The 21,153-nt window shown below is 34.3% G+C and carries 17 protein-coding genes and 1 tRNA gene; 9 read left to right on the forward strand and 9 right to left on the reverse strand.

Going from position 1 to position 21,153, the window contains the following annotated elements; translation table 11 throughout:
- Window positions 1–25 precede the first annotated feature (25 nt).
- The 6 genes from B0I22_RS10475 to rseP all read right to left on the reverse strand — a co-directional run bounded on the left by B0I22_RS10475 (window position 26) and on the right by rseP (window position 8,104).
- Window positions 26–1,171, reverse strand: a complete 1,146-nt coding sequence (locus tag B0I22_RS10475) for a DUF3871 family protein (protein ID WP_133944603.1) — start codon at window positions 1,169–1,171, stop codon at window positions 26–28.
- Window positions 1,149–2,084 carry an AAA family ATPase gene (locus B0I22_RS10480; protein ID WP_133944604.1) on the reverse strand — a complete coding sequence of 312 codons (936 nt, stop codon included), beginning with the start codon at window positions 2,082–2,084 and terminating at the stop codon, window positions 1,149–1,151. The genes B0I22_RS10475 and B0I22_RS10480 overlap by 23 nt, the downstream gene beginning before the upstream one ends.
- A gap of 372 nt (window positions 2,085–2,456) precedes the next feature.
- Window positions 2,457–4,997, reverse strand: a complete 2,541-nt coding sequence (locus tag B0I22_RS10485; RefSeq protein ID WP_133944605.1) for a DEAD/DEAH box helicase — start codon at window positions 4,995–4,997, stop codon at window positions 2,457–2,459.
- Between the two features lie 54 nt (window positions 4,998–5,051).
- Window positions 5,052–6,254 carry a site-specific integrase gene (locus tag B0I22_RS10490; protein ID WP_133944606.1) on the reverse strand — a complete coding sequence of 401 codons (1,203 nt, stop codon included), beginning with the start codon at window positions 6,252–6,254 and terminating at the stop codon, window positions 5,052–5,054.
- A 191-nt stretch (window positions 6,255–6,445) separates the two neighbouring features.
- Window positions 6,446–6,519 (reverse strand) — tRNA-Asn (locus B0I22_RS10495).
- Between the two features lie 85 nt (window positions 6,520–6,604).
- Window positions 6,605–8,104: an RIP metalloprotease RseP gene (gene rseP, locus B0I22_RS10500; protein ID WP_133944607.1), complete on the reverse strand. Its 1,500-nt coding sequence runs from the start codon at window positions 8,102–8,104 to the stop codon at window positions 6,605–6,607.
- Window positions 8,105–8,376: 272 nt separating this feature from the next.
- Between rseP and B0I22_RS10505 the strand changes: the two genes are divergently transcribed.
- The 3 genes from B0I22_RS10505 to B0I22_RS10515 all read left to right on the forward strand — a co-directional run bounded on the left by B0I22_RS10505 (window position 8,377) and on the right by B0I22_RS10515 (window position 11,648).
- Window positions 8,377–9,276, forward strand: coding sequence for a pirin family protein (locus B0I22_RS10505; RefSeq protein ID WP_133944608.1), 900 nt, complete (start codon window positions 8,377–8,379; stop codon window positions 9,274–9,276).
- A gap of 16 nt (window positions 9,277–9,292) precedes the next feature.
- The gene (locus B0I22_RS10510; RefSeq protein ID WP_133944609.1) at window positions 9,293–10,117 is read left to right on the forward strand and encodes a GLPGLI family protein; all 825 of its coding nucleotides are present in this window, start codon (window positions 9,293–9,295) and stop codon (window positions 10,115–10,117) included.
- A 112-nt stretch (window positions 10,118–10,229) separates the two neighbouring features.
- Entirely contained in the window at window positions 10,230–11,648 is a 1,419-nt protein-coding gene (locus B0I22_RS10515; RefSeq protein ID WP_133944610.1) for a serine hydrolase domain-containing protein, read from the forward strand.
- Window positions 11,649–11,715: 67 nt separating this feature from the next.
- Here B0I22_RS10515 and B0I22_RS10520 read toward each other — a convergent pair whose 3' ends face one another.
- The 3 genes from B0I22_RS10520 to B0I22_RS10530 all read right to left on the reverse strand — a co-directional run bounded on the left by B0I22_RS10520 (window position 11,716) and on the right by B0I22_RS10530 (window position 14,626).
- On the reverse strand, window positions 11,716–12,138 hold the full coding sequence (locus B0I22_RS10520) for a DUF6646 family protein (RefSeq protein WP_133944611.1): 423 nt from the start codon (window positions 12,136–12,138) through the stop codon (window positions 11,716–11,718).
- A gap of 123 nt (window positions 12,139–12,261) precedes the next feature.
- Complete coding sequence (locus B0I22_RS10525; RefSeq protein WP_133944612.1) at window positions 12,262–13,272, reverse strand: cytochrome d ubiquinol oxidase subunit II; 1,011 nt, start codon at window positions 13,270–13,272, stop codon at window positions 12,262–12,264.
- Between the two features lie 10 nt (window positions 13,273–13,282).
- The gene (locus B0I22_RS10530; protein WP_133944613.1) at window positions 13,283–14,626 is read right to left on the reverse strand and encodes a cytochrome ubiquinol oxidase subunit I; all 1,344 of its coding nucleotides are present in this window, start codon (window positions 14,624–14,626) and stop codon (window positions 13,283–13,285) included.
- A 157-nt stretch (window positions 14,627–14,783) separates the two neighbouring features.
- Here B0I22_RS10530 and B0I22_RS10535 point away from each other — a divergent pair, with 157 nt between their 5' ends.
- The 6 genes from B0I22_RS10535 to B0I22_RS10560 all read left to right on the forward strand — a co-directional run bounded on the left by B0I22_RS10535 (window position 14,784) and on the right by B0I22_RS10560 (window position 21,151).
- Window positions 14,784–15,713, forward strand: a complete 930-nt coding sequence (locus B0I22_RS10535; RefSeq protein WP_133944614.1) for a DUF6438 domain-containing protein — start codon at window positions 14,784–14,786, stop codon at window positions 15,711–15,713.
- 159 nt (window positions 15,714–15,872) lie between these two features.
- The gene (gene pgi / locus B0I22_RS10540) at window positions 15,873–17,516 is read left to right on the forward strand and encodes a glucose-6-phosphate isomerase (protein ID WP_133944615.1); all 1,644 of its coding nucleotides are present in this window, start codon (window positions 15,873–15,875) and stop codon (window positions 17,514–17,516) included.
- 3 nt (window positions 17,517–17,519) lie between these two features.
- The gene (locus B0I22_RS10545) at window positions 17,520–18,248 is read left to right on the forward strand and encodes an FkbM family methyltransferase (protein WP_133944616.1); all 729 of its coding nucleotides are present in this window, start codon (window positions 17,520–17,522) and stop codon (window positions 18,246–18,248) included.
- Between the two features lie 13 nt (window positions 18,249–18,261).
- A complete protein-coding gene (locus B0I22_RS10550; RefSeq protein ID WP_133944618.1) occupies window positions 18,262–19,146 on the forward strand; it encodes a bifunctional 5,10-methylenetetrahydrofolate dehydrogenase/5,10-methenyltetrahydrofolate cyclohydrolase in 885 nt (294 codons plus the stop codon).
- A complete protein-coding gene (locus B0I22_RS10555; protein ID WP_133944620.1) occupies window positions 19,139–19,771 on the forward strand; it encodes a 7-carboxy-7-deazaguanine synthase QueE in 633 nt (210 codons plus the stop codon). The genes B0I22_RS10550 and B0I22_RS10555 overlap by 8 nt, the downstream gene beginning before the upstream one ends.
- A 9-nt stretch (window positions 19,772–19,780) precedes the next feature.
- Window positions 19,781–21,151, forward strand: coding sequence for an exopolysaccharide biosynthesis polyprenyl glycosylphosphotransferase (locus B0I22_RS10560; protein ID WP_133944622.1), 1,371 nt, complete (start codon window positions 19,781–19,783; stop codon window positions 21,149–21,151).
- Window positions 21,152–21,153: the final 2 nt, after the last annotated feature.

Here is a 21,153-nt window from a genome sequence, read left to right on the forward strand (position 1 = left end):
CCTACATTTCTGTAGGGCAGTTCCTCTAACTCAAAAACCAATGATAATCAGAATTACCATTGAGAGTTTTTTGAATACCTTTTGAAAATTCAAAGGCATTCAAATTCCTATCTAGGAATGTATCTATGTAAGATGATTTATTAGCTTGGGTAAACAAGTTGTAAACATCCCACAAGTTTATTCTGCCATCTTCTAACCTACAAAAGTTTTTATCCTCATAGTAATCCTTTGCCATTGTATTAATGTGGCTATCATTAAAACTGAGAACAGGAATATTTTCTCTCTCTAGCTTAGGTAAATGTTGGTATAATCTGCTTCTACCAATGAGCTGTGCAAACTGATGTTCTGACAAATATTCTTGAGAAAGTTCTTTCATTTCCATCAAATGATGTTCAGCATTATAATTCTGAATAGTCTCTAGAACTTTTGAATATAACTCTTGTGTGCTGGAAACTTTCAACTCTGCTAAAAAACCATCTGTTGACACACATAGATTGCAACAAACCTTATTCTGAAAACCAATAAAGAATTTAAACCTCTCAAAAGTTTTTTTATTGTACAAATTTTCCAAGTTATAGCTCCTTACACCTCCAATACATAGAGATAAGTCATTACCATTTACTACATCTGTGATACTAGGAATTCTAATGATAAATGCCATTCTCTCATAATAAATAGTTTTCTGATGTTCTAACAAATCTTTTACATTAAGATGTATTGCTTCAGGAGTTCTACCTTTAATCTGATGTGAAACCCTAATCTCAGGCTCTGAAATTGTTTGATATGGAAATGCTTTTTGTGTTGCAGTAATTACACATTCTATAAACTCTTGATGCGCTATAGTCTTTTCATTATCTTTAGAGAATACAGGAATTATACAATCATTTTTTAGATGATGTAATGGAACTTCAAGTGTGTTAGCTAGAATAAATGGATTAGATTGATAATTGGAAGATATATTTTTTTCTCTAGGATTATTAGAATCAGATATTAAAAAAGCCTGAACTAGATTTTTAGTGTCAGGCTCTTTAATATCATTCATTTTACTAGGATAAAATACTTCAGCATTTTGAAAATCTCCATTGCTAAAATATAAATCACTTATAGGCTTCCTTGTTTTTACATTCTGCAATGTCATATTGCTAGAATTATTGAAATTTTGATTGTCCATTTTTACTGAAGTTTTGATTAGGTAAATGAATTAGGATTGATTTTCTAGCTTCAAAATCTGGTTTCAAAGAAATATGATATTGAGGAAATTGTTTGTATAAAGAAAGAAGTTCTGCTATGGAATTACAATCCCTAATAGCATTATAAACCTCTTCCTCTGTAGCTTGAAATTGTTGTTCAGAGCTCTCAATAATCCCATTAACTCTAGAGGCTGATGAGGTTTGGGATGAAGGTTGTATTTCAATTCCTGTGTTACACCAATCTAATATTTCCTTTCCTGTCTTATCAGAGATTATAAATTCTGGTTTTCCCATAAACAAGCCTGTTCTATCTTTACTTGACACAGTAAAATGCTTTATATCTACATCAAAGACTAGAGTAAACTCATAATCTAAACCATCTCTCTGAACAGATTTTAAACCCACTTTCTCTGGAATAAATTTTCCATCTTTTTGATTCAGAACATAATCCTGTTTGGTTCTCATTGTGACAATAATATGAGCATTTGCTTGCAAGATTTTATCTACAAAAGCTTTTTGTCTTGGAGTAACTTTTGCCCAGTTTGTAAAACTGTTTCCTGCTAACTTAGAATGAAAATCTAATAGTTCATCCCAACAATGGGAAATACTGTCTAAAATAATCACTTCCATTCCAGCATTGGCACAAATGTCAATAGCTTTTATGTAGTTTTCAGGAGTGAATGGGGGAGCAAGAGAAAGCACATTATATTCTCCCAAATGAGCATATAAGTCTGCACTCCCATTTTCTGTATCAATAATAGCTACTTTGGTAAAGTCTCCATTTGTAAGTCCTTTGGCAAGAAGTAAGCTTGAATAGGTTTTACCACTTCCTGAACATCCTTGTAAACCAATTTTTATCTTGGCTTGTTTTCTTTCTGATTGTCTTAATTGCATAAATTTTAGTATTTAAAAAAGTTAATAAAAATGTGAATTTTAAAATTTGGCTATTTGCTTTAATCTTCTTCTAGTAGGGGCAAAACACTTGATAATGTCATAAAAAAATTGTAGCTTTGTGCATCAAATCACTTGATACAAAAAACTACAACTGAGTTGTCCTCCTCTGAATTCGTGCGTTGTTAAATCTTAGATTTTTAAGATGGGGGAGATTTAAAAGAACCCCCTATTAGTTATAAGATTTTAGCTAGGTTCTTTTGAGAATATGATAAAACATCCATATGTTATGTTTTTTAATCCCACATAGAGTAGTGTAAAAATGTGTATTCTCCGTATAGATATATATTATATCTACGGGAAATACACATTTTTTTATAAAGTAATACTTTTCAGTAATTTTTCTAGTTCTTCTGAAGAGTCTGTGGTATCTGGATAAGAATGTAAATAATCTTGACTTTCAATTAAGTTTATTGCAATTGCTTTGCTTGGAATAGTTTTAATGGAATTAATGATTTTACAATTCCTTCTACTGCCATACAAAGTTATATATGGGTCTCGTACTTTCTTATCAATAAAAAGAAAATCTTCAAGTAAAATAGAGTAAAAGGTTTTGAGTTTACCATTTAGAGTTCTATTATCTATAAATCTTCTTTTAAATTCAAACATATTATCTCTCAAAATACTATCAGACTCCAAAAGCACTATTATTTCTTGGACTTTAGCTACATCTGATGTACTAAAAAAATCACCCCACATATTAGTTGGTGTACAAAAAAAGTGGTCTCTTCCTCTATGATATTCATACAAAGAGTTAATCAATTTTTCTCTAAAATAGTTGATATGTTGGTAGAGTTTTACTCTGTGTTTATAATCTCCTTCAGCAAGTGTAGATAAATCTATGTCTTTGGAATGAGAGATACATTCTAGAAAATAATCACTTCTAGTATAATCTTCATCATCTGTAGATTTTAAGCTAAAGTGTTTTAGCTTATATGTATAGAGTAATAGTTGTAGTTCAAATTTCTTAGCTACAGGTGAACCTTTTTCTATATTTTCATAATCTGAACTTCCCTCTTTTTTGAATTTTAGTTGATAATCTGCATAAAGAGAATTTCTAAAGTCCTGATAGAAGAGGTTAAAATTGGAATATTGTCCTAATGACTCTAGATAATCCTCTCCAAAGAAATTTTTATACACAAAATGAAGCATAGACTGCACACTTCCCTCGTCAAAGGCTATAACAGGTTTAAAACTAATGCCCCTTAATCTACAATTTATAAATTGATTTGCAAGAGAAGCATATGTGGTATAAGCACTAATATCTTCTCCAAATATTGAGAATTTATTTGCTAGATAATCTTCTCCTGATTCAAGTTTAAATTCTTGAAAAGTTGGGAAACTTAGTTTGGGAAGAGTATTATTTCTGCCACTTGCAGACACGGCAGTAATTTCATTAAGTACATTTCCTTTTAGTTTGTTATCATAGAATTCTCTTAGAAAATAATCTTGTCTGTTGAGTTTGATATATTTAACAAACTTTTCAGGAGTCTTGTGATACTTTACTAATTCATAATGGTCTTTAAAAATGTCTTTCTGTAAAGGAGACATTCCTGAATGGTCTAAAGTGTCATAATCAAAATGATCAGGTTTAGGTAAAATAATATGAATTTCCCCTTTCTTTCTCTGTCTTGCAAGAGCTTGAATTATGGAATTTATGCCACCAGAAAATATACCATATTTATTTCTAAAAGTTAATCTTGAACTTCTAGGTGGTAAGATAATTACAAGAGCATGATTATCTTTTTTTATGCTTACACCAGTTTTGAAGTTAGTTCCAATGTTGCATTTGTCATTATCATATTGATTGGTAGGTTCTTCATTTTCTTCTCTTTGATTTGAAATTAATTCTGATGTACAATCTTTAACTTCTCCAAAAGTGTCAAAAATAAGTTTCCCTATATCATTGCTGGTATTTAATAAATTTTTAGCTAAGTTTCTAGAATAAGATAGTATATCTATATTTTTATCTCTAGCTATTAAATCTTCAATAACATTAGATATTTCTTTGGTTTTATGTGTAAAAGAATATGAGCTTGAAAAGTGCAGATACAAATCACTTTGCTTTTTGGGAAATCTTTTCCTTTCAGATTCTATGATTTTAATTCTGAAATCAGTTAATTCAGCTAAATACTCAATAACTATTTTAGATGCTTCATTATAGGTTGCACTTAGTACGAAGTTTTTATGAATAACACTTTTCCATTTCCAGAGATTAAAAATGTATTCCTGCTTAAAATTATGAAATGAGTCGTGAATTTCATCATAAATAAAAACAACTTTTATTGATTTTTCTTGACAATGTTTTACTAAGTCATTTATGTACTCCCTCTTGATATCAGAATTTTTAAAACCATCTTCCCCTGGGTTGCCTAATAATGTGTTAACAGTTACTATTTGAACAGTTTTATTGATATAATCTTTGGTTGTATCCCTCCCCAATTTTTCATAACTATATATTTGACCAGAGTCAATTCCTGCCTTTATTACATCATTATGATATTGTTTAACTAAGCTAACAAAAGGAGATGCTATGAATATCAGGTATTTCTCCTTAGCATCAAAATATCTTTTAACTGTCTGAATAATTGCATGGGATTTACCTTGTCCCACAGCAGCATTAATAACCACAGTATTTTTATGTTCTAGCTCAATTAAACCTTGTAAAGTATCATTGATATATCCATCATCATTAGGTTCAATTAAAATTTTATCTCCACCATTCTCAATAATAAAATCTGACCTAGATATTCTAGTACCACTAGTATCAAAGACATATTGAAAATCTTCAGGATTTATTTCTTTGAATTCTATAGGAAATGAATCAAAATGGGCAAGGTCTACATCTATGTACATATTTCAAGTTTAACTGCCTTGTAAAAATAATACAAAGCAGTTAAAAAATTTAATCTATGTTATCCTATTTTCCAATTTTTTCAGATTCTCACTTAGCTTCTCAGGCATCAACTCAGCATAATATTCTTGAGTAGTAGTAATTTTAGAATGACCTAAAAGTTTAGAGACTACTTCCATAGGAACATTGTTGTTAAGTAACACAGTAGAAGCAAAAGTTTTTCTTGCTGTATGATGAGTAAGATTTTTGGGAATTTCTAAGACATTAGCTATTTCCTTTAGAAGCCTGTTAAAAGATTGATTTGAGATTCTTGGTAGGAGATAATCACTTTCAGATGAGTATTTCTCTATAACCTCTAATGCCTTAGAGAGAATTAAAGGAACTGAAAAATTTCTTTCAGTTTTTTCTCTCTTTTTGTAAATCCAGATAGTTTCATCAGGTTTAGTGATTAAATCTTCTTTTTTGAGTTCAAACATTTCCCTGTAAGCTAATCCTGTATAACAGCAGAATAGATAACAATCTTTAACTCTTGTAAGTGCTTCTGATTTGAAATGATGATTTTCAAGCAGGTCTAATTCCTGCTGAGTAAGAAATATAATTTTAGGATAGACTTTCTTTGGTTTATGTTCTTCAAAAGGATTTTTATCCAAGTAACCATTAATTACAGATTGCTTTACAACTTTTTTTAATCTCTGTAAAGCCTTATTAATGGTAACTTGTTTATGTTTTAGTTCAGTTTTGGAGTAATACTCCAGTTCTGAAATAAAATTAAAATCCAAGTCCTTTAGCTTAACATCAGATTTCTTATAATTGTGTTTTATGAACTCTGAGACATCATCTTTGATATAGCTGAACTTATCCCAGGTTTGTTGTTTTATTTCAATTCCAATAAGCTTTTTAAGCCTTTCCAGATAGATTTGATAATATTCTATCAGCCCATATTCTTTAGCAAGAGTTTTACCTGCATATTGATTATAAATATCATTCACATCAAAAGGTTCTTCTTTGACTTGAAGCAATAAAAAAGCCTGATTAATTTTATTCTTAATCAGGCTTAGTTGGTTGTTTATGTAATTATTCTCCTCATTGGGTGGTTTGGAAATCTGTTTAGAAGCAATCCAGTTATTGGTATTTATAAATAATCCTGTTGAGAATATCTTTCTTTCAGATTCATAAGTTATCCTACATCTAATAGGGACTTTATTTTGTTTGTTAATCCTTATCTTATCTAAAAGGAAAAGAATTTTAATGTTGTTCATAAATGTAGATTTAATGGGGATTATATAGGTGTACCTTTTCAAAAAATAGGTGTACCTTTTTATATGCCTAATTTTTAAAGAAATTGTTAAGAAATAAAAATCACAGAAACCTAGAAATTCCCACAAAACCAGCCTAACCCAATTCACAAAGTATAAAAAACAAAAACCACCACATTTCTGTGATGGTTTTGCTCCTCTTGCTGGGCTCGAACCAGCGACCCTCTGATTAACAGTCAGATGCTCTAACCAACTGAGCTAAAGAGGAATGTTTCTTTTTGCTTTAAGCGTGTGCAAATATAGAAACTTTTTTAAAAACTCCAAAACTTTTTTTGAAACTTTTTTTAATTTTTTTAGCCCAAAGCTTGCACTATCAGCTTAACTATATCATTTCCAAATATTAACGCCATAAGTCCCAATAAGAAAATTACACCCACCATTTGTGCATTTTCCAAGATTTTCTGTGGAACAGGTTTTCTTGTGATGATTTCCCACAATGTGAATAGGACGTGACCGCCATCTAAGCCTGGAATTGGAATCAAATTAAGAAATGCCAACCAAACCGAAAACATTGCCGTAAAGCTCCAGAAAAACTCCCAATTGATGGATAAGCTTCCGTCTTTACTTTTGTCAACGTGCATATTGTTTACAATTGCTATTGGACCTCCCACTTTTTTATAACCTTGTATTTTTCTATGGAAGATAAGCTTAAACTGTTTTACCTGCTTTGTCAGAGAAGCAATACTTCTGTCAAAACCTCTTGGAATAGCTTCTAAGAAAGTATAACTTTTAACGACTTCACTTTTCTTAAGATAACTTTGAGCAAGCAGAAGGTTTGGTGAAAAACCTAATTTTCCGTCTTTGTCAATATCCGAATTAAGAGTCAAGGTTTGGTCATTTCTAACAACATCCAAAGAAACTTTCCCTCCTTTGTTAGCTTTAAGGACATCTACAATCTGGTCGTAGAATTCTGTTTTTTGACCATTGATGCCTACTATTTTATCGCCTCTTTTCAATCCTGCTTTTATTGCAGGCATATTTGGAGCTACGCTGTCAACTACAGCTGGGAATCTTGGAGTGATGTAAGCCTTAGCTTCATTTGCACCTAAGATATGTGCAATTCCGTCCTCATTTGGAGCAAAACTAACTTCTTTCCCATCTCTAAGAACCGTTATTTCGTTACTTAATAAAATATCGAGGAAACTATCTTCCAATCTTTCTTCCGGTTTACCATCGATTTTCAAGATTTTATCTCCAGTTTTGAAACCTAAAAGTTGTGCAGGCTCAGAAACCGCAATTCCATTTTCGAATTTCGCATTATCGTGATAAGTTTCGCCATTGAAATAAGAGAGCGAAGAATAGATAGCCCAAGCCAAAAAGAAATTAACCGTTACACCACCAAGCATAATTATCAATCTTTGCCAAGCCGGTTTCGCACGGAATTCCCAAGGCTCTGCCGGTTTTTTCAATTGCTCGGTGTCCATACTTTCGTCCACCATTCCCGCGATTTTCACATAACCTCCGAAAGGAAGCCATCCGATTCCGTATTTCACACCTTCGTGTTTTCTCCAGTCGTTTTCCGGAAGTGCAGAAATATCGATTGGTTGAAGCACTTTTTTTCCGTCTATTTCCACCTCTTCTTCAGTAGGTTGGTTTTTAGAAAGGAATTTATATTGCCATTTTCCATTGATTTTCTTCATTGCGAAGATGGAAAAATAAGGGTCAAAGAATAAAAAGAATTTGTCTACTTTGGTTTTAAACCATTTCGCTGGCAAGAAGTGCCCGATTTCGTGTAAAGTTACAAGAATAGAGATGCTCAGTACAAACTGAAAAATCTTTAATGCTAATTCCATTAATATGTTTTAAAATTATAGGTACGCAAAGGTAATCATTTCAGTCAGAAACTATACCAACGAAAAATCTTTGTCAAAAAGTCATTCATTGTCGAAATATTAATTTATTTGGGCAGCTTTTCCGCCTTCCACTCCCGCTATTTTTGCCTTTGCTTTCCAGCCACAAAAAAATGAGCTCCGTTCAAGTCGGGCTGCGGAAGATTCGATAAACAATTCACGTGTGAATCTAAATTTTAATCAGTAATTTTAAATCTTAAATTAAAATAGAAATTATGTCAAATATTCAAATGATAATTGAGGAGCGCGCCGCAGATATTGGTAACTTTTTGGTGGGAAGATTGTTGCCGTTTTCTCAGAAAAGAAGCGTTGGTCCGTTTGTTTTTATCGACCATATGGGGCCGGCGGCGCTCAAAGATTATGAAAATCTGGATGTTCCACCTCATCCGCACATCGGACTTTCCACTTTGACTTTTCTCTTCGAAGGAAGCATAATGCACAGAGATTCCATCGGGACAGAAATTGAAATCAAGGAAGGCGCAGTAAACTGGATGACTGCAGGAAAAGGCGTTGCACACTCCGAGAGAACGCCAGAATATCTCAGAACCACAGACAAAAACCTTCACGGATTGCAAATTTGGGTCGCTTTGCCAAAAGAATTGGAAGATATGGAGCCAGAGTTTTTTCATATTAATAAAGAAGACATCCCAAGCTGGAAAGACAATGGTGTAGATTACAAATTGATTGCAGGAGAAATCCTTGGTCGCAAATCACCGGTTCCGACTTACTCACCACTATATTTTCTTGAAGTGAAAAATACATCTGTGGACGATCAGGAAATCATTTTAGGCGATTATCTTTTCGGAGAATCGTCGCTTTATATTTTGGAAGGCAACATCGAAAGTGAAGGGAATCTTTACAATCCAAAACATATCTTGATTGCAAAAGATGCAAAACTCTGTCATTTCATTTTGAAGCCAGAATCGACGGTTTACATCTTCGGAGGCGAGCCGTTTCCGGAAACTCGAAACATCTATTGGAATTTCGTTTCTTCAGAAAAAGAAAAAATCGAGGAAGCCAAAACCAGATGGGAAAACAACGAGTTCCCAAAAGTCATCAATGATGATGGCTACGTTCCGCTTCCGCCACAGAATAGGAATCTGAAATTGAAATAAAAAAAATACACAACAGATGAAAAAAATTTTAGCCTTAAGCTCATTATTAATATTAATTTCTGTGAATTCCCAAGTTCATCGGTTTTATTATGAACTGACTTACAAGCCGAACAAAGATTCTGCAACAACAGAAAAAGAAATGATGGTTTTGGATGTTGCAAAAGATGAGTCACTTTTTCTGCCTTACAAACAGTTAGAATACGATTCGGTTTTGACTGCAAATATCAAAAAAGCTAGAGAATTTGGAGCTGAGATAGATAAAGAATTAATGACGAAGAAACCGCCATTGCTAAGTTATAGAATTAGTAAATTCAAAGATGGGAATCTTGGTTTCAAAGATTTTATAGGAATCTCGGAATATTACATCTATTCGGAAAAGCCAAATTTAAAATGGAATATTACAAATGAAAAGGAGAAAATCGAAATTTACAATGCCCAAAAAGCAACAACTAATTTTGGAGGCAGAAGCTGGATCGCTTGGTTTACAACAGATATTCCAATCCAGGACGGACCATATAAATTTTCCGGTTTGCCAGGATTAGTTATAAAACTGGAAGATTCCGGCAACAATTATTCTTGGATTTTAAAAGGCAATAAAAAACTGACTCATAATATTGAGATAAACAAATTGAATTACTTGGAATCTCAAATGGGAGAGGCAAAAAAAATTCCCAAATCTGCTTTTGAAAAAAGATCAGCTGAATATCGAAAAAATCCGATGAGTCAAATGTTGCGATCGTTTGATGAGAAAGATGTTGAACTAATGAAAAAACTGAAGGAAGAAGAAACCCGACTCAAAAAGCAGATTTCATTTTATAACAATCCAATTGAAGTTGATTAAAAAAAAAGCATTCCTAACTAGGAATGCTTTTTTTTAATGAAAAATTACTTTTCCGATGTAATAAATGCTTCTTTTCAGTTGTTATGTCAATAACTAAAAAAATAGTTATAAAATGAAAAAACTACATTTAATTTTGATCCTGCTTTTATCAATAAGCACTTTTGCACAAACCGTGAATGTCTTAGGCAACCGAGACAAATTGAAGAAAGAGTTATCGTATGCGAATCAAATAGATTCTTTAATGGCAAAATCTTATGAAAGAGGTTTGTTCACCGGCAATGTTCTTGTCTCTAAAAATAATAAAATCATCTATCAAAAATCATTTGGTTTTACAGATGAAACGAAACAAACGGTTTTAAATAACAAATCGATATTCAACATTGGTTCTATTGCAAAGGAATTCAATGCGGTTTCCATCATGATTTTGGTGGAACGCGGTCTTCTTAATCTTGATGACCCGATTTCAAAATTTAATTTAGGATTACCAAAATGGGCAGAAAAAGTGACGACAAGACATTTGATTAATTATGCCAGTGGAATTCCTAAAATAGAGTCAGGCTTAAGTTCGGTAACTGATGAAGATGCTTGGAAAATTTTGAGAAGCAGCGATAACTTGTTGTTTGAACCCGGAACCAATTACAAGTATGACAATGGCAATGTATTCTTACAAAGAAGAATCATTGAAAAGGTAAGCGGAATGTCATTTCAAGAATTTGTCATTAAAAATATCGTTAAACCTTTGAAAATGACCAATTCAGTGTTTGATCCAAAATTTGGTTATAAAAATCGAACATCTTGTTATGATATGGACAATGTGCGATGTCCGGAAATGAATTTTCTTAGTGGCTGGCTTTGGGTCGATATCAATGACCTCTATAAATGGATTGATGCGATGAATCATAACCGTTTAATATCAAAAGAATCCTTTCAAACGCTGTTGAATAATCCATACGCGAAAGACGAAGGCGGTTCACTCGGCAGATATTTTGAAAAAGAAGAATTACAAAGGCACAATGGCGTTTCGTATAAATTTGAATCCATCTTTTTAAATGATTTTAAAAATAATATTACGATAATTTTAGTATCAAACAATCTGAATAGAGTTTGGGATTTAGGACATCTGATTCATAATTTGATGTTAGGAAAAGATTACGAAGTTCCTAAAAAATCTGTCTATCAAGCAATAAGAAAGGAATCTCTAAATGATGTAAATAAAGCTGTTGAACATTATTATTCACTGAAAGAAAATTATAAAAATGAATATAGCTTTGAGAATCCCGGAGAACTGAATAAATTAGGATATGAACTACTAAGGAATGGAAAAAATATTGAGTCCATCATGATATTCAAATTGGCTACAAACGAGTTCCCGAAAGATGCTAATCTTTTCGATAGTTTAGGAGAAGCCTATTTTACAAATAAGCAATATGATTTAGCATTAGAAAGTTACAAAAAAGCGATCAGTCTTGGTGGAACCAATGGAAATGCTGAAAAAATGATAGAAAAAATTGAGAAAGAGATGGGCAAATAAAACTGTCAAAATCTATTAAGTAAAAAGCTTCTGAATCTCAGAAGCTTTTCTATTTTTTAATCAATATTTAGAAAGAATAAGAAACCCCGAAACTTCCATTATTCCCAGCTTCTACAAACGCGCCCCAATTTTCTGTGAAGAAATATCTGGCACCAATGTAAACGCCCAAACCAAAGTTTCTGCCAGCAACGCCAACGTTAGCACCTGGATAGATGTCCAATTCTGGTGGCAACGCCAAAGTCTCTTGCAAGTGAAAGCCTACTCTGGCAAACACAAATGGATTGTCGTCCTTTTCATTAAAGTAAACATTGGCGCCTGCACCTACGGAAATCAAACTGTTGAGTCCATAGTCATAGGTCGCAGCAATTCCGGTTCCCAATCCCCAAACATTGATTCCAGCTTGTGCTTTTTGATCACCAGCGCCCGTCCAGGCTTGTGAAAATCCAAATACACTCAAATTAATTGCAACAATGGCAAGTATCTTTTTCATATGCAAAATTATTATTGTTTTTAAAGTCAAATGGAATCTTCTTAATTTCTGTTTTTAGAAATTTTTGAAAAGACGATTTCATCAGTATTCAAATTAAAAATATAGATTCAGAAACGGAGATTTTTAATTTTTATTTCTTTTCGCACCGAATGAAAAAAGCAGATAAAACAAAAACGGAAGAATGAAAATACTTCCCAAAAGTAGTGCCCAGCCGAGAGCTTCAATTGTTTTTGGCGCCGCACTTTCATCAAAAAGAGAAAGCGAAGTTCCGTTGGCAAAAAGAATAATGTCGGGATTATGCTGATAGGTTGCCGCTACAAGAATCATTACAATTTGAAATCCACCCAAAACTCTTGCAATTAGGAAGTTACTTTTTTTGATAGACTCGTTGGTAAAGAGTAAACTCACGGTTGCCAGTGTGATCGCAATGATTCCCAATGCTTTGGAGAAAATCCAATGCAACAGAGGAATGTCGGAATAATGAGCGCTTAGGAAAACCAAAATTCCTGTCACCACAACGTACAAAGCAGTTTGTCTGGTTTTGCGAATCATAATGGGCAAAGCATCGCTGTATCTCGCCTCGTGGAGAGAAAACAACGACGCCAGATATGCACAAAGTGAAACGGTAAAAAACCCGACACAAGCTCCAAAAAGATTGAACCAACTGAAGATATAAAGACTCAGAAAATCTTTAGCTTCCGTATCTATCGAGCCGGAAATGGTTGCAGCAGCGATGATTCCTAGGAAAAAAGGCGTCAGCAAACTGGAGTAATAAAAAATCTGAGTGTACAGTTTTTGCCAGCTGTCTTCTACCGCGTCGTAATTTCGAAAGGTAAAAGCCGTTCCTCGAGCTATGATTCCAACCAGCATCAAAACCAAAGGAATGTGCAGATAGGTAGAAACCGTCGTGTAAATCGTAGGGAAACCCACAAATAAAATCACCACCGCAATGATGAGCCACATATGATTCGCTTCCCAAATGGGTGCGATGGATTTGGACATTATTTTTTTCGTTTTGTCCCGGTAGGATTTTCTCGAAAACAATTCGATGATGCCAGCGCCAAAATCCGCACCGCCCGTTATCAAGTACAGGCAAATCGAAACCCACAGAAATGCAATTACAACGTAGATCATTTTTTAAGTTTTAATGTTTATCGCCTTTAGGATCATAGTTAGGATCGGTAGGATCATATAGTTTCGGCACCATTTTGATTTGTCTTAAAAGCAAAAATGTGATAATTAATGACAAAGACATAAAAATCAATGTGAAAAAATAAAACGAATACTGGATTCCCGGCATCGGTGTCACCGCATCAATGGTTCGCATTATTCCGTAGATGATCCACGGTTGTCTTCCCACTTCGGTCACGGTCCAACCGGCTTCCAAAGCAATATATCCGAATGGAATTGCCACGACAAACATTTTCAAAAACCAAGATTTTGTGAGCCAATGTTTCTTCCAAAAACTGGCAATCAGATACAAAATTCCAATGCCCATCATCACCATTCCAAAAAATATCATAATCTGAAAAGCGTAATGAACTACCGCAACCGGAGGCCATTCGTCTCTTGGAAAATCTTTCAGACCCTTCACTTCAGAATTAAAATCACCGTCCGCCAGAAAGCTTAGAACTTTCGGGATTTTTATCGCATATTTTACTTCAGCGGTTTCTTCATCCGGAATACCGCCGATGACGAAGCTTGCGCCTTTTTCGGTTTCAAAGTGCGCTTCCATTGCCGCTAATTTTATGGGTTGTCTTTTCGAAACAGATTTCGCCGCAACATCACCACTGATAGGCGCCAACAATGCTCCGATAATTGCAAATCCTGCCGCAATCCTAAATGCTTTGGTATGGAAAACCACATTCTTCTTTTTCAAAATCATCAAAGCGTGAATTCCTGCAACCGCAAATCCAGTCGCTGCAAATGCGGCCACTGTCATATGAAAAGCCTGCGGAAACCAAGCCTCGTTGAACATCGCTTTGATAGGATCGATGTTCAGATATTCACCATTAATATAATCAAAACCTGCTGGACTGTTCATCCACGCATTCGCGGCAACCACGAGAATTCCGGAAGCTAATCCGCTCACGCCGACCACAACGCCACAAAACCAATGAAACCATTTGTTGAATTTTTCCCAGCCATAAAGAAAGAAACCAATCGCAATTGCTTCAATGAAAAAAGCTGTTCCTTCCAATGAGAACGGCATTCCGAAAATAGGTCCTGCGTGTTCCATAAACTTTGGCCAAAGCAAACCGAGTTCGAAAGACAACATCGTCCCAGAAACTGCGCCAGTTGCAAATAGAATCGCCACGCCTTTGCTCCATGCTTTGGTAAGTCCTTTGTAAACTTCGTCTTTGGTCGTGAGATATTTGTAGTGAGAAAACGCCATCAGAAACGGCATCACCATCCCGACGCAGGCAAAAATGATGTGGAATCCCAGAGAAACTGCCATCTGCGAACGGGCAGCCATAAAATCATCCATAATCTTTATTTGATGGTAAAGTTAGTTTTAATTTCAAAGTTTCAATTGTGATTTGTCAAGACAATTGTCATATTTTGAGCAAAAGAAATTAAAAAAGAAGTTATTGATTTTTCTTAAATTTGAGAAGTTAGCTATTTTAAATTTACAGACTTATATTATGAAAATAGTAATTCTTTTTTTAGGCCTTTTCTTTATATTCTCTTGTGAGAAAAAAAATCTAAATGAGAAGGAGGTTTTAGAAATCATCCATTCAAAAAAGGGCTTTGAATCAATGGAATTAAAAACAGAATTTTTATATGGGGAAAATTTTATTGATTCTATACAATCTTTTAGAAAAATTATAAAGAGAGAAAATCTTAAACCAATTTATGAGACTGACTTAAACAACGACGGAAAACAAGATTATCTTGTGAATTTAAAACATAAAAAAATTGTGGATGACGGAATAGTTGTGAAGATTTTATATGAAGATGATTCAAAAAATTGTATTCTTTTATTAAGTAATTCTAAAGGATATAAATTATTGAATCCTGGAAAAAAACGAGTTTATAATATTTTTTCTGCCAAAATCATATCTGATAAAAATCAAAACCTTATTAAGTTGATAAATTTCAAAAAGAACATTGACGATAGAAATGACATTCTAGAATTTGACACTTTAATGCTAAAGAATAATCAAATAACTGAGTTTTCAAAATCAGATCAAATACACAATATTGAAGTGATAACTTTAACAAAATTTGGAGGTTATGCACCAAGAAAAGAATTTAAACTGAATTTAAAAAAAGATTCAATTATACTGGATTCTAAATTTTATAAAAAATTGGAAGGAAAGTATTTGGGCAGCAAATCAGAAAATTTTAAAACATTTTCAAAACATCTTAATGATATTGATTTTACTAATTTAAAAAATGTCTATTCAATTGGATGTTGTGACCATTCTTCTATAGAAACTACAATTACTTATGATAAAGGAAAGAAAAAAACAATCTATGATAATGGTGAAATGGGAACATTGGGTCTTGTGAAGTTCTATGATGATATTGAAAAATTAATGGAAACGGAAAAATGGCAGAAAATTAATTGATGATTTGAAAACTAATCTTGATTTTATAGTCTTGCGGATAAGTTTTCAGACGTAGTTTATTCTATTGGTTATTAAAATGAAATGGCTTATTTTTCTTAAATTTGCAAATCTTACAGCATTCACTGTAAGATCTATTTTAAATTTAAAGCCTTAAAAAGAATGTTACCAAAAATAAATCCAATCCAAACTTCCGCCTGGAAAGCGCTTAATCAACAATTTGCCAACAACGATTTCGAATTGAGAACTTTGTTCCAGTATAATCCCAATCGTTTCAAAGAATTTTCATTAGAAACAGAAAACTATCTTTTTGATTATTCTAAAAATTTGGTTGATGCAAAAACGCTGGATTTATTACTAAAATTAGCGGAAGAAACTCAGCTGAAAGAAGCCATCGAAAAAATGTGTTCCGGCGACAAAATCAATGAGACTGAAGGTAGAGCAGTGCTTCATACAGCATTGAGAGATTTTTCTGATAAAGAGATTTTGGTGGACGGCGAAAACATCAAACCGGGCATCAAAAAGGTTTTGGATCATATGAAAGCTTTTTCAGAATCGGTAATTTCTGGTTCTCACAAAGGTTTTACAGGAAAAGAAATCACAGATGTGGTGAATGTTGGAATCGGAGGTTCAGACCTTGGACCAGTGATGGTTTGCTCTGCATTGAAACATTTCAAAACAAGATTGAACGTACATTTTGTTTCCAATGTGGACGGCAATCATATGGCAGAAGTTGTGAAAGACCTTAATCCGGAAACGACTTTGTTCATTGTGGCATCTAAGACATTTACAACGCAGGAAACAATGACCAATGCCAATTCTGCAAAAGAATGGTTCTTGAAATCTGGCGCAAAAAATGAAGATGTTGCCAAACATTTCGTTGCATTATCTACAAATATCGAAGCGGTTAAAAAATTCGGAATTGCAGAAGAAAATATCTTCGAATTCTGGGATTGGGTGGGCGGTCGCTACTCACTTTGGAGTGCGATTGGATTGAGCATTGTTTTGTCCGTTGGTTATGAAAATTTCGAACAATTATTAAGAGGCGCTCACGATACAGATGTTCATTTCCAAACTGCAGAATTAGATAAAAACGTTCCCGTTTTGATGGGACTTTTAGGAATTTGGTACCGTAACTTTTATGCCGCTGGAACTCATGCGATTTTGCCATATTCTCAATATTTGGATCGTTTTTCAGCTTACCTGCAACAAGGTGATATGGAAAGCAACGGAAAATCGGTGGACAGAAATGGGGAATTTGTAGAGTACGAAACAGGTCCAATCATTTGGGGAGAACCAGGAACCAACGGTCAGCACGCATTTTACCAATTGATTCACCAAGGAACAGAATTGATTCCTGCAGATTTCATTGCTTATGCAAAGTCGCCGAATGAAGTTGGAGAACATCAGGATATTTTATTGGCAAATTATTTTGCACAGACAGAAGCTTTGGCTTTTGGGAAAACTGAAGATGAGGTTTTCAATGAATTAAAATCATCAGGAAAAACTGAAGAAGAAACAGAATTTCTTTTACCATACAAAGTTTTTGCAGGAAACACGCCAACCAATTCTTTCTTGTTTAAAGAATTGACGCCATTTACATTAGGACAATTGATTGCTTTGTACGAGCACAAGATTTTTGTTCAAGGTGTGATTTGGAATGTGTTTAGTTTTGACCAATTTGGTGTGGAATTAGGAAAAGTATTGGCTGGGAAAATCCTTCCAGAATTGGAAGCAGAAGGAAATGTGGAAACACACGATAGCTCTACAAATGGCTTGATCAATTATTACAAAGGAAATAAATAATTGATGCTGAGTCGGGAATTCAAAGATAAAATCAAGAGGAAGATTAATTATTTTAAATTGATTTTCAGCGGAGAAACCAAGCATTTGAAAAAGGAAATCAGCATTTCCAAAAAATGGTTTGGCAATGACTATGGCGGCTTCTTCGTGGCTACAGATTTTGTGGATGAAAACTCGGTGGTTTATTCATTCGGAATTGGAGAAGATGTTTCTTTTGATACAGAAATCATCAAAAAATATAATGCCAACGTTTATGGATTTGACCCGACACCAAAATCTGTGAAATGGATTTCTGAGCAGACTCTTCCCGAGAAGTTCAGATTTTATGATTTTGGAATGAGTGATAAAACAGGAATGGCGACATTCTATTTTCCAAAAAATCCGGATTTTGTTTCTGGAAGTGTTGTAGAACAGAGCAATATCGATCTCGAAAACGGAATCGATGTTCAGTTGAAAACATTGGACGATACAGCTCATTTTCTGGGACATCAAAAAATTGATATTCTGAAAATGGACATAGAAGGTTCGGAATATGATGTTTTGGAAAATATTGTAAAATCGGAGATATTCATCGGTCAGATTTTGATAGAATTTCACGACCGGTTTTTTGAAAATGGTAAAGAAAAAACATTAAGGGTTCTAAAAATATTGAAAGAGAAAGGTTTCATTATTTTTGGAATTTCAGAAACCTTTGATGAAGTTTCTTTTATTAATAAAAATCTAATCAATAAGTAAAAAGAAAGTAAAAATGGCACAAATTCTAGACGGACTTAAGGTCTCAAAAGAGGTAAAAGCTGAAATCAAAGAGGAAGTTGAAAGAATCCTCGCCAACAAAAGAAGAGCGCCACATTTGGTCGCAATCCTAGTTGGAAACAATGGCGCAAGCAAAGCTTATGTCAACAGCAAAGTGAAAGATTGTGAGGAAGTTGGATTCAGTTCTTCGTTGATCAAATTTCCAAGCACCGTTTCAGAATCGGAACTATTGGAAAAAATCGATGAGCTGAACAAGTCGAAAGATATAGATGGCTTCATCGTCCAATTGCCTTTGCCAAAACAAATCGATCAGGAAAAGATCATTATGGCAATCGATCCGAGAAAAGATGTGGACGGGTTTCATCCGGAAAATTTCGGAAAAATGGCCTTGGAAATGGATACGTTTTTACCAGCGACACCATTTGGAATATTGACATTATTGGAACGATATAACATCGAAACCAAAGGTAAGAATTGTGTGATTATCGGTAGAAGTAGAATCGTTGGGAAACCAATGAGCATCCTGATGGGAAGAAAAGACTTCCCAGGAAATTCTACAGTGACGCTAACGCACTCTTACACAGAACATATAGAAGAATATACAAAACAAGCCGACATCGTCATAACTGCTTTGGGCGATCCCAATTTCTTGAAAAAAGAAATGATCAAAGAAGGCGCAGTGATTGTAGATGTTGGGATTACAAGAGTAGATGATGACTCAGAAAAAGGTTATCATCTTGCAGGCGATGTAGATTTTGAAAGCTGCGCAGAAAAAGCAAGTTGGATCACGCCAGTTCCGGGTGGCGTAGGACCAATGACGCGTGCAATGCTGATGAAAAATACCATCATTGCCTATAAAACTTCGGTTTATAATGACTAAGGAAGAAGAAGATATTTTATTAAAAGAAGGTAAAATGCTCCCAGTGATGGAGCATTTTTACACTATTCAGGGTGAAGGATTTCACGCTGGGAAAGCCGCATATTTCATTCGTCTTGGCGGTTGCGATGTCGGTTGCCATTGGTGCGATGTGAAGGAAAGTTGGGATCCAACCCTTCATCCATTGATGAATACAGAAGAAATTGCAGAAACAGCCGCAAAATATTGCAAAACCATTGTTCTCACAGGAGGTGAACCATTGATGTGGAATCTTGAGATCTTAACTTCGAAACTGAAAGAATTGGGTTGCACCATTCATATTGAAACTTCTGGCGCTTATCCAATGAGTGGACATTTGGATTGGATCACATTGTCTCCAAAGAAAACAGGACTTCCTTTGGCGGATATTTACAATGAAGCAAGTGAGTTGAAGATGATTATTTTCAATCAAAATGATTTTAAATTTGCCCAAGAGCAAGGCGAAAAGGTGAATGAGAACTGTGAACTTTATCTTCAAAGCGAGTGGAGCAAGCGTGATGCAATGTACCCGAAAATCACAGATTTCATTCTGGAAAATCCAAAATGGAGATCTTCCATCCAAACGCATAAGTATCTGAATATTCCTTAAATTTGATTTATGCAAAGACTTCGATATTCTCGATATTTCAAAACATTTGTGATTTTACTGGATATGATTCTGGTATCATCTGTATTTGTGATTTATTATTGGAGAAACTTTGAAGTCAAATATGATTCCGAAACGATGGAGCAAAATCTTTTGTCCATCATACTTCTGTGCTTTTTTTGGCTGTTGCTGAGTGGGAGGACAAGACTGTATCACATCCCGAGAAACGTAACGTACACCATTTTTCTGGAGCGGATTTTAATCCACGTTTTTTTCTTCTTTCTGGGCGTCGTGATGCTGGGTAAAGTCAGCATGAACGATTTTCTAAAAACCGAAAGATTCTATCTTGCAGGCATTCTTTTGCTGGTGGTAATTCCTATCAAAAGTTTTATATTTTTTCTTCTGAAATATCTTAGAAGTAAAGGTATTAATCACAGAAATATAATGTTCATAGGGGAAAGTGCATCTTCTGATATTTTGAGAGACATCATCCGACAAAGAAAAGATTATGGATTCAAAATCTATGATTATAATGACAATCCGTCGCAGATTGAGCATTTGATTAAATTTTGGAAAGACCACGGGATTCACACAATTTTTCTACCATCGGAGCATTGTTTGGAGAAGTCTTTTGAGAATATGCTTTTCAAACAGGCAGAACTTAATAAAGTGAAAATTTCGCTCGTCCCAAACATCATTCAGAATGATTTTTTTGAATATGAGTTCAATTATATAGAAACCGTCCCGATTTTGTCTCAGGCGAAGTATCCGCTGGACTTTTTTACGAATCTTACGATTAAGAGATTATTTGATTTGATATTTTCCATCATCGTTTTGATTGGGATTTGCTCTTGGCTTTTCCCGATTATTATTTTATTAATCAAACTCAATGATTCCAAAGGTTCCGTTTTCTTTGTTCAGAAAAGATATGGCTACCACGATGAGGTTTTTGATTGTCTCAAATTCCGAACGATGAAGTCTGAGAATAACAAATCGGACAAAACTACTTCCGTAGATGATGACAGGATTACGTCTATCGGAAAATTCCTTAGAAAAACCAGTCTGGATGAGTTGCCGCAATTCATCAATGTTTTGATTGGCAATATGTCCATCGTAGGGCCAAGACCGCATATGCTTTTGGTGGATGATTTCTACAAGCCGAAAATCAGCCGGTACAGTCTCAGAAGTATGGTGAAACCAGGAATTACTGGTTTGGCACAAGTGAGTGGACTGCGCGGCGATGAAGGTGATATGAATATCGGAATGAAAAAAAGAATACTCGCCGACTCCTTTTATGTGAAAAACTGGAGTTTTAGCATGGATATTGTAATCATTCTGAAAACCGTACTTTTACTCATCATTGGAGATAAAAATGCACGCTGATA

This window comes from Epilithonimonas xixisoli, assembly GCF_004365655.1.
In the GTDB taxonomy this organism is placed as follows: domain Bacteria; phylum Bacteroidota; class Bacteroidia; order Flavobacteriales; family Weeksellaceae; genus Epilithonimonas; species Epilithonimonas xixisoli.

Coding starts and splice junctions, on each gene's coding strand:
- B0I22_RS10475 (WP_133944603.1), bottom strand. CDS start 1,171: ATGGACAATCAAAATTTCAATAATTCTAGCAATATGACATTGCAGAAT.
- B0I22_RS10480 (WP_133944604.1), bottom strand. CDS start 2,084: ATGCAATTAAGACAATCAGAAAGAAAACAAGCCAAGATAAAAATTGGT.
- B0I22_RS10485 (WP_133944605.1), bottom strand. CDS start 4,997: ATGTACATAGATGTAGACCTTGCCCATTTTGATTCATTTCCTATAGAA.
- B0I22_RS10490 (WP_133944606.1), bottom strand. CDS start 6,254: ATGAACAACATTAAAATTCTTTTCCTTTTAGATAAGATAAGGATTAAC.
- rseP (WP_133944607.1), bottom strand. CDS start 8,104: ATGGAATTAGCATTAAAGATTTTTCAGTTTGTACTGAGCATCTCTATT.
- B0I22_RS10505 (WP_133944608.1), top strand. CDS start 8,377: ATGTCAAATATTCAAATGATAATTGAGGAGCGCGCCGCAGATATTGGT.
- B0I22_RS10510 (WP_133944609.1), top strand. CDS start 9,293: ATGAAAAAAATTTTAGCCTTAAGCTCATTATTAATATTAATTTCTGTG.
- B0I22_RS10515 (WP_133944610.1), top strand. CDS start 10,230: ATGAAAAAACTACATTTAATTTTGATCCTGCTTTTATCAATAAGCACT.
- B0I22_RS10520 (WP_133944611.1), bottom strand. CDS start 12,138: ATGAAAAAGATACTTGCCATTGTTGCAATTAATTTGAGTGTATTTGGA.
- B0I22_RS10525 (WP_133944612.1), bottom strand. CDS start 13,272: ATGATCTACGTTGTAATTGCATTTCTGTGGGTTTCGATTTGCCTGTAC.
- B0I22_RS10530 (WP_133944613.1), bottom strand. CDS start 14,626: ATGGATGATTTTATGGCTGCCCGTTCGCAGATGGCAGTTTCTCTGGGA.
- B0I22_RS10535 (WP_133944614.1), top strand. CDS start 14,784: ATGAAAATAGTAATTCTTTTTTTAGGCCTTTTCTTTATATTCTCTTGT.
- pgi (WP_133944615.1), top strand. CDS start 15,873: ATGTTACCAAAAATAAATCCAATCCAAACTTCCGCCTGGAAAGCGCTT.
- B0I22_RS10545 (WP_133944616.1), top strand. CDS start 17,520: ATGCTGAGTCGGGAATTCAAAGATAAAATCAAGAGGAAGATTAATTAT.
- B0I22_RS10550 (WP_133944618.1), top strand. CDS start 18,262: ATGGCACAAATTCTAGACGGACTTAAGGTCTCAAAAGAGGTAAAAGCT.
- B0I22_RS10555 (WP_133944620.1), top strand. CDS start 19,139: ATGACTAAGGAAGAAGAAGATATTTTATTAAAAGAAGGTAAAATGCTC.
- B0I22_RS10560 (WP_133944622.1), top strand. CDS start 19,781: ATGCAAAGACTTCGATATTCTCGATATTTCAAAACATTTGTGATTTTA.